Annotated in this window: 5 protein-coding genes and 1 pseudogene; 2 read left to right on the plus strand and 4 right to left on the minus strand. The window is 72.4% G+C overall.

Annotated elements, in window-relative coordinates; all coding sequences use genetic code 11:
* The 3 genes and pseudogenes from B0E53_RS30590 to ettA form a co-directional block, all read right to left on the minus strand.
* Nucleotides 1-278, minus strand: a pseudogene (locus B0E53_RS30590) (hypothetical protein); the annotation flags it as partial.
* Nucleotides 275-778: a thioesterase family protein gene (locus tag B0E53_RS30595; RefSeq protein WP_107079168.1), complete on the minus strand. Its 504-nt coding sequence runs from the start codon at nucleotides 776-778 to the stop codon at nucleotides 275-277. The pseudogene B0E53_RS30590 and the gene B0E53_RS30595, both read right to left, overlap by 4 nt.
* Complete coding sequence (gene ettA, locus B0E53_RS30600) at nucleotides 771-2,447, minus strand: energy-dependent translational throttle protein EttA (protein ID WP_107079169.1); 1,677 nt, start codon at nucleotides 2,445-2,447, stop codon at nucleotides 771-773. The genes B0E53_RS30595 and ettA overlap by 8 nt, the downstream gene beginning before the upstream one ends.
* Before the next feature lie 309 nt (nucleotides 2,448-2,756).
* On the opposite strand from ettA, the gene B0E53_RS30605 reads away from it, so the two are divergent.
* On the plus strand, nucleotides 2,757-4,157 hold the full coding sequence (locus B0E53_RS30605) for a trehalose-6-phosphate synthase (protein ID WP_091269672.1): 1,401 nt from the start codon (nucleotides 2,757-2,759) through the stop codon (nucleotides 4,155-4,157).
* A 35-nt stretch (nucleotides 4,158-4,192) separates the two neighbouring features.
* Nucleotides 4,193-6,754 carry a trehalose-phosphatase gene (gene otsB / locus B0E53_RS30610; RefSeq protein ID WP_107079171.1) on the plus strand — a complete coding sequence of 854 codons (2,562 nt, stop codon included), beginning with the start codon at nucleotides 4,193-4,195 and terminating at the stop codon, nucleotides 6,752-6,754.
* Nucleotides 6,755-6,816: 62 nt separating this feature from the next.
* Here otsB and cobA read toward each other — a convergent pair.
* Nucleotides 6,817-7,807 (minus strand): uroporphyrinogen-III C-methyltransferase (gene cobA / locus B0E53_RS30615; RefSeq protein ID WP_107079170.1); only part of this gene is annotated, 991 nt, incomplete at its 5' end.

Genomic DNA, 7,807 nt, shown 5'->3' on the forward strand with positions numbered 1-7,807 from the left:
CAGCCGTCGTCGCGGCGCCGGGGCAGCGCGTCGCCGCCGGCCGACAGCTCCGCCAGCAACTCGGCCGCCGCGACCGTGGCGTCGCCCGGCGCCGCGCCGGGGACGGTACGCACCACGAGCACATCCCACGGCAGCCGCGCCCAGAGTGCCGTACGCCGGGCTCCCGGCACCGGCCGGAGCCGGACCAGGATGGCCGGGTCCAGCCGGACCAGGCGGGCCAGGAAGGCGCCCGCGTCGGCCACCCCGTCCAGCCCGTGGCCGGTGGCCGGTGTGGTCATGCCGGGCCACCCTTCGTTCGCGACTGCGGGGCTCGCAAACCCGGCTCACTCCTCGCGCTCACCGGCAGCCCGGGCGCGTACCGGAGCAGGAAGGCCCGCTCGTCGGCGGAGATCCGGCGGGGCCGCTGCGCGGCCAGGTCGAACGGGACCAGCACCGAGCGGGCCCGGCTGGCCAGCACGTCCCGGTCGTAGAGCTCGTAGGCGACGGTGAAGGAGCCCGCCCGGATCTCCTCCACCCAGAGCTCGATCCGGACCGTCGGGGCCGCCTCCGCGGTGGACCGGCCCAGCGCGTAGTCGACCGGGCGCAGGTAGTCGACCTCGTGCCGGCGGATGACCACCCCGTCGGCGAACGAGCCCACTCCCCACGCCCGGCCGCCGGCGAACATCAGCGCCACCCGTGCCTCCTCGTACAGCGTGAGGAAACGGGAGTTGTTGACGTGGCCGTACGCGTCCAGGTCGGACCAGCGCAGCGCGCAGTCGTAGACGAACTTGTCAGTCACGGGTGAGCTTGCGGTACGTCACGCGGTGCGGCCGGGCGGCCTCGGCGCCGAGGCGGTCGATCTTGTTCTTCTCGTACGCCTCGAAGTTGCCCTCGAACCAGAACCACCGGGCCGGGTTCTGGTCGTCGCCCTCCCAGGCCAGGATGTGCGTGGCGACCCGGTCCAGGAACATCCGGTCGTGGGAGATGACCACGGCGCAGCCGGGGAACTCCAGCAGCGCGTTCTCCAGGCTGCCGAGCGTCTCGACGTCGAGGTCGTTGGTCGGCTCGTCGAGCAGGATGACGTTGCCGCCGATCTTGAGGGTCAGCGCCAGGTTGAGCCGGTTCCGCTCGCCACCGGAGAGCACCTTGGTCGGCTTCTGCTGGTCCGGCCCCTTGAAGCCGAACGCGGCGATGTACGCCCGGGACGGCATCTCGACCTTGCCCACCAGGAGGTGGTCCAGCCCGTCCGAGACGGTCTCCCAGACCGTCTTGTCCCCCGCCAGGCCGGCCCGGCTCTGGTCGACGTACGACAGCGAGACGGTGTCGCCGACCTTCACCGTGCCGGCGGTCGGCTCCTCCAGGCCCACGATGGTCTTGAAGAGGGTGGTCTTGCCGACGCCGTTCGGGCCGATCACGCCCACGATGCCGTTGCGGGGCAGCGAGAACGACAGGTTGTCGATCAGCACCCGCTCGCCGAACGCCTTGACGAGGTTGTTGGCCTCGATCACGGTGCTGCCCAGGCGCGGGCCCGGCGGGATCTGGATCTCCTCGAAGTCCAGCTTGCGGGTCTGCTCGGCCGCCGTGGCCATCTCCTCGTAGCGGTCGAGGCGGGCCTTGGACTTGGTCTGCCGCGCCTTGGCGTTGGAGCGGACCCACTCCAGCTCCTCGTCGAGGCGCTTCTTCATCTTGGCGTCGCGCCGGCCCTCGACCGCCATCCGAGCGGCCTTCTTCTCCAGGTAGGTGGAGTAGTTGCCCTCGTAGCCGATGGCCCGGCCCCGGTCCAGCTCCAGGATCCAGCCGGCCACGTTGTCGAGGAAGTACCGGTCGTGGGTGATGGCGATGACCGTGCCGGCGTACTTGGCCAGGTGCTGCTCCAGCCACTGCACGCTCTCCGCGTCCAGGTGGTTGGTGGGCTCGTCGAGCAGCAGCAGGTCCGGGGCCTCCAGCAGCAGCTTGCAGAGCGCCACCCGGCGGCGCTCACCGCCGGAGAGCTGCGTCACGTCGGCGTCCGGCGCGGGGCAGCGCAGCGCGTCCATGGCCAGCTCGAGCTTGGAGTCGATGTCCCACGCGTCGGCGTGGTCCAGCTCCTCCTGGAGCTTGCCCATCTCCTCCATCAGCTGGTCGGAGTAGTCGGTCGCCATCTGCTCGGCGATCTTGTTGAACCGCTCCAGCTTGGCCTTGGTCTCGGCGACCGCCTCCTCGATGTTGCCGAGGACGGTCTTGGCGTCGTTGAGCGGCGGCTCCTGGGCCAGCATGCCGACGGTGTAGCCGGGCATGAGCCGGGCCTCGCCGTTGCTCGGCTGGTCCCAACCTGCCATGATCTTGAGGAGGCTGGACTTACCGGCGCCGTTCGGACCGACCACACCGATCTTGGCCCCCGGCAGGAAGTTCAGCGTCACGTTGTCGAGCACGACCTTGTCGCCGTGCGCCTTGCGCGCCTTTTCCAGGACGTAGATGAACTGGGCCACGGTGCGGGCTACCTCCGTCGGTTGCGATCGCGAGCTGGCGGGCGCGGGCGCGGGCGGCGAGGTCCGCCGGCCGCCGCCGGCCCGGGGCCGGCCGCGCGCACGCCATCGTCAATCCTGACAGGTACGCCCCGCTCCGCCCACATCACCCCGCCCCGGAGTACCCGGCACGCTGCGGCTGTCGACAAGATCACGATCTGGATTCGGCCCTTCTGGGACGGGTAGGGAACTCAGGCACGGGGCAACAGACGCCGCAGCTACGCTCAGTACGCTCATCGCGGTGGACCCGTCAGCACCCGGAGGTGGCCGATCGTGACCGTCCGTAGCTCCTTTGTCGTTGTGGCGAACCGACTGCCGGTCGACGAGGTGAGCACACCCGAAGGGCGGCAGTGGCGACGCAGCCCGGGCGGCCTGGTGACCGCGCTGCACCCGGTGCTCGCCGAGCACCAGGGCACCTGGGTCGGCTGGGCCGGCGGCACCGGCGCCGCCCCCGAGCCCTTCGACCTGGAGGGGATCCGGCTGCACCCGGTGCCGCTGAGCGCCGAGGAGCTGGAGCGCTACTACGAGGGGCAGTCGAACGCCACGATCTGGCCGCTCTATCACGACGCGGTCGAGACCCCGGCCTACAAGCGGCGCTGGCGCGAGGCGTACCGGCTGGTCAACGCCCGGTTCGCGGAGGCCGCGGCGGACGTCGCGGCCGAGGGCGCCACGGTCTGGGTGCAGGACTACCAACTCCAGCTCGTCCCGGCGATGCTCCGCGAGCTGCGGCCGGACCTGCGGATCGGCTTCTTCCTGCACATCCCGTTCCCGCCGATCGAGCTGTTCATGCAGATGCCGTTCCGCACCGAGATCCTGCGCGGCCTGCTCGGCGCTGACCTGGTCGGCTTCCAGCAGCGGCTGGCGGCGCAGAACTTCGTCCGGCTGGCCCGGCACCTGCTCGGCCTCCGCTACGAGGGGCAGATGATCCAGGTCGACGGCCGGCAGGTGAAGGCCGGCGCGTTCCCCATCTCGATCGACACCCGGGAGATGGAGCGGCTGGCCGAGGACCCGGCGATCCAGGCCCGGGCCAAGCAGATCCGCGAGGAGCTGGGCAACCCGAAGACGATCATCCTGGGCGTCGACCGGCTCGACTACACCAAGGGCATCGAGCTCCGGCTGAAGGCCTTCCGCGAACTCCTCGCTGACGGAAAGTTGACAGTCCCCGACGCGGTTATGGTGCAGGTCGCCACGCCGAGCCGCGAGCGCGTGGAGCACTACCAGGCACTCCGGGTGAAGGTGGAGCGCGAGGTTGGCCGGATTAACGGCGAATTTGGACGGGTCGGCGTGCCGGCGGTGCATTATCTGCATCAGTCGTACAGTCGCTCCGAACTTGCCGCGATGTACGTCGCGGCAGACGTGATGATGGTGACCCCGCTGCGAGACGGAATGAATCTGGTGGCCAAGGAGTACGTCGCATCGCGCGCCGACCAGGGCGGCGCGCTCGTGCTCAGTGAGTTCGCCGGCGCCGCCACCGAGCTGCGCCAGGCCTTCCTGTGCAACCCGCACGACCCCGACGCGGTCAAGGACGCGCTGCTGCGCGCCGTGCACGTCGAGAAACCCGAGGCCCGACGCAGGATGCGGATAATGCAACGCCACCTGCGCAGCCACGACGTCGGCCACTGGGCCAAGTCCTTCCTGACCGAACTCGGCGTCCCCGATGCGGAGGCGGCGTGAGCTCTCCTGCCACCACCACTCCGCACGGCGGGGTGATGGATCCCGAGCTGCGCGCCGCGATCGGCCGGATCGCCCGGGTCCCCCAGCTCCTGGTCGCCTGCGACTATGACGGCACCCTGGCCCCGATCGTCGAGGACCCGAGCAAGGCCGTACCGCTGCCCGAGTCGGTGGCCGCGGTCCGCGCCCTCGCGTCCCTGCCGCAGACCAGCGTCGCGGTGGTCTCCGGCCGCGCGCTGCGCGACCTGGCCACGCTCTCCCGGCTGCCCAGCGAGGTGCACCTGGTCGGCAGCCACGGCTCCGAGTTCGACATCGGCTTCGTCGAGCGGCTCACCCCGGAGCTGATCGCCGTCCGGCACCGGCTCCGCAACGAGCTGCGCGAGATCGCGGCGGCCCACCCGGGCGTACGCCTGGAGCGCAAGCCGGCCAGCGTCGCCGTGCACACCCGCGGGGTCGACCCGCAGATCGCCGCCGCGGCCATCGAGGCGGTCCGCAGCGGCCCCGCCACCTGGGAGGACGTCACCGTCACCCAGGGCAAGGAGGTCATCGAGCTGTCGGTGGTGGCCACCCACAAGGGCACCGCGGTCGACCAGCTCCGGACCCAGCTCGCGGCCAGCGCCGTGCTGTTCATCGGCGACGACGTCACCGACGAGAACGCCTTCGGCAACCTGCACGGGCCGGACGTCGGCATCAAGATCGGTCCGGGCGACACCCGGGCCGACTACCGGGTGGCCGAGCCCATCGAGGCGGCCCGGGCGCTGGGCCTGCTGCTGGAGACCCGGCGGCACTGGCTCTTCGGCGAGCGGGCGGTGCCGATCGAGCGGCACTCGATGCTGGCCAACGGCCGCACGGTCGCGCTCGTCACCCCCGAGGCCAAGATCACTTGGCTGTGCCACCCGAAGCCGGACTCGGCGGCGATCTTCGCCGACCTGGTCGGCGGCAGCCCGGCCGGGCACTTCACCGTCGGCCCGCAGCGGGGCGGCATCCCGCTGGGCCAGCGCTACCGCAGCAACACCATGACCGTGGAGACCCGCTGGTCCGGCCTGACCGTGACCGACTGGCTGGACCTGCCGGCGAAGGAGACCACGCCGGACGGCCCGGCGATCGTCACCGGCGACTCGACGCTGGTCCGGGTGCTCAGCGGCACCGGGCGGGCCCGGATCGACTTCGCCCCGCGGCCCGAGTTCGGTCAGGTCGCCGTGCAGCTCCAGCCGCTCGACGACGGGCTGCTGGTGCTCGGCTCCAACGAGCCGGTGGCGCTCTACTCGCCCGGCGTCGAGTGGGAGGTCACCAACGACGCCGGCTACGAGACCGCCAAGGCGGTGGTGGACCTGTCGGCCGCCGGCGGCCAGGTGGTGCTGGAGCTGCGCTTCGGCACCCAGAGCCTGGAGCACCACCGGGTGCCGATCCACGAGCGGCAGGCCGCCGCCGAGCAGCCCTGGAAGGACTGGGTGGCCTCGCTGCGGCTGCCCGGCACCGCCCGGGACCTGGTGGCCCGCAGCGCGCTCACCCTGCGCGGGCTCTGCCACGAGCCGACCGGCTCGATCCTCGCCGCGGCGACCACCTCGCTCCCGGAGGAGCTGGGCGGCGTCCGGAACTGGGACTACCGCTACTGCTGGCTGCGGGACGCGGCGATGACCGCCCGCGCGCTGGTCGACCTCGGCTCCACCGAGGAGGCGGAGGGCCTGCTGCGCTGGGTCGACGGCGTCATCGACCGCACCGGCGGGCACCCCGAGCGGCTGCACCCGCTCTACACCGTCGACGGCTACGAGCTGGGCGCCGAGGCGGTCATCGACACCCTGCCCGGATACGCCGGCTCCCGGCCGGTCCGGGTCGGCAACCTCGCCAACCACCAGCTCCAGCTCGACGTCTTCGGCCCGGTCGCCGACCTGATCGCCGCGGTGGCCGACGCCCGGGGCTCGGTCCGGGACGACGAGTGGCGGGTGCTGGAGAACATGGTCGAGGCGGTCCGCCGCCGCTGGCACGAGCCCGACCACGGCATCTGGGAGGCCCGCCTCCCACCCCGGCACCACGTCTTCTCCAAGGTCATGCTCTGGATGACCGTCGACCGGGCGCTGCACGTGGTGCGGCAGCACGGCGGCGAGGACCGGCCGGAGTGGGTCGAGCTGCGCGACCGGATCGCCGACAACGTGCTGGAGCACGGCTGGCACCCGGAGGCGGAGGCGTACAGCGTCGCCTACGGGTACGAGGAGATGGACGCCTCGTCACTCTGGATCGGCATCTCCGGGCTGCTCGCCGGGGACGACCCGCGCTTCCTGTCCACGGTGCTGAAGATCGAGGCGGAGCTGCGCAGCGGCCCGGTCGTCTACCGGTACCACTGGGACGACGGCCTGCCCGGCCGGGAGGGCGGCTTCCACATCTGCACGGCGTGGCTGATCGAGGCGTACCTGCGCACCGGCCGGCGCACCGACGCGGAGGAGCTGTTCGCCCAGATGGTCGACACGGCCGGGCCGACCGGGCTGCTCCCCGAGCAGTACGACCCGCTGGCCGAGCGCGGGCTGGGCAACCACCCGCAGGCGTACAGCCACCTCGGGCTGATCCGCTGCGCGCTGATGCTGGACAACATGCTCAAGCAGTGAACTGACCAGGCACGACGACGGCCCGGGACCGACTGGTCCCGGGCCGCTCGCTTGCTCGGGGCTCAGGTGTCGAGTGCCCCGACCACATTCCCGATCACGACGATGGCGGGTGGGCGGAGGGCCGCGGACTCGACGTCGGCGGCCACCGTGCCGAGGGTCGAGCGGAGGGACCGCTGGGCGGTGGTGGTGCCCTCCTGGATCACCGCTGCCGGGGTCCCCGCGGGCTTGCCGTGCGCGACGAGGGTGGCGCTGATCGCCGCGAGGTTCTTCAGGCCCATCAGGATCACCAGGGTGCCGTGCAGGCCGGCGAGGGACTCCCAGTGGACCAGCGAGGCCGGCGAGTCGGGCGCGACGTGCCCGGAGACCACGGTGAACTCGTGCGCCACCGCCCGGTGGGTGACCGGCACCCCGGCCGCGGCGGGCACCGAGATCGCGCTGGTCACCCCGGGCACCACGGTGACCGGCACGCCCGCCTCGGCGCAGGCCAGCAGCTCCTCGCCGCCCCGGCCGAAGACGTACGGGTCGCCGCCCTTGAGGCGTACCACGACCTTGCCGGCCCGGGCCCGGTCCACCAGGATCCGGTTGATCTCCTCCTGGGCCCGCGACGGCCCGTACGGGATCTTGGAGGCGTCGACCAGCTCGACGTCCGGGCGCAGCTCGTCGAGGAGCAGCCCGGGGACGAGCCGGTCGGCGACCACGACCTCCGCCTCGGTGAGCAGCCGCCAGCCCTTCAGGGTGATCAGCTCGGGATCGCCCGGCCCCGCACCGACGAGCGCCACCCGCCCGCCGGCGTGGCCCGGGGTGTCGACCCGGGACCCCTGCTCCGCTGGCGGCGTTGACAGGGGGCCCTTCCTCGCACCCAGGAGGTCGCGGACGGCGTCGCGGACGGTCATGGCGCGGCGGGGGTCGCCGCCGCCCAGCACGGCCACGGTGACCGGGCCGTGCCGGGTCACCGCCGGGGTCCAGGCGGTGGCGGCGGCCCGGTCGTCCGCGCGGACGCAGAAGATCCGCCGCTCGGCGGCGACGGCGCTGACCGCGGCCGCGGCGGCCCGG

It is taken from the genome of Micromonospora sp. MH33 (assembly GCF_003013775.1).
Lineage (GTDB): Bacteria > Actinomycetota > Actinomycetes > Mycobacteriales > Micromonosporaceae > Micromonospora > Micromonospora fulviviridis.

Excerpts from the sequence above, each read along its gene's own strand:
- otsB (WP_107079171.1), top strand. The coding sequence starts at position 4,193 with ATGGATCCCGAGCTGCGCGCCGCGATCGGCCGGATCGCCCGGGTCCCC.